Origin of the sequence: Aeromonas sp. HMWF015 (assembly GCF_963878965.1) — a bacterium.
In the GTDB taxonomy this organism is placed as follows: Bacteria; Pseudomonadota; Gammaproteobacteria; order Enterobacterales; family Aeromonadaceae; genus Aeromonas; species Aeromonas veronii.
This window is the reverse complement of sequence record NZ_CAWNZT010000324.1, coordinates 895-1,426: the sequence shown is the minus strand read 5'-3', so window position 1 is coordinate 1,426 and position 532 is coordinate 895. Positions and strand designations below refer to the sequence as shown.

Genomic DNA, 532 nt, shown 5'->3' with positions numbered 1-532 from the left:
GGCTGCAGCTGATGTCCACCCTCTCTACCAATGTGCCGAGCCAGCTGGCGCTGGCCGAAATACTGCGTCAGGGCGGGGTCGATGCCCACTTTCGCCGCCTGCGCCACACCCTGGCCCAGCGCCAGCAGCAGATGCGGGCGGCCCTGCAACGGCTGTTGCCGGACGAGGTGCGGATATCCTCCCCCGATGGCGGCTACTTCCTCTGGCTGGCGCTGCCTGCCCATTTCGACAGCCGAGCCCTGCACGCCAAGGCTCTGGGCAGCGGTTTTTCAGTGGCCCCCGGCGCGCTCTTTTCCAGTCAGGGACAACACAACCACTGCCTGCGCCTCAACAGCTCCCATCCCTGGAGCGAACAGCTGGGGCAGGCCCTCACCCGGCTGGCCGCGCTGATTGCCGCGCAGCTCGGCGAAAAGTAACGAGGCAAAGAGCCGCTGACGAAACGAACAAAGGCCCGCAACGGGCCTTTGTGGTTGGGGGTGACGCGCCTTGGCTCGCCATCAGAAACTGATCATCTGGCCATGATCTGCGACTG

1 protein-coding gene is annotated in these 532 nt (G+C 65.4%); it reads left to right on the top strand.

Going from position 1 to position 532, the window contains the following annotated elements:
• Window positions 1-416 (top strand): aminotransferase class I/II-fold pyridoxal phosphate-dependent enzyme (locus AACS18_RS16165; RefSeq protein WP_339373263.1); only part of this gene is annotated, 416 nt, incomplete at its 5' end.
• Window positions 417-532 lie beyond the last annotated feature (116 nt).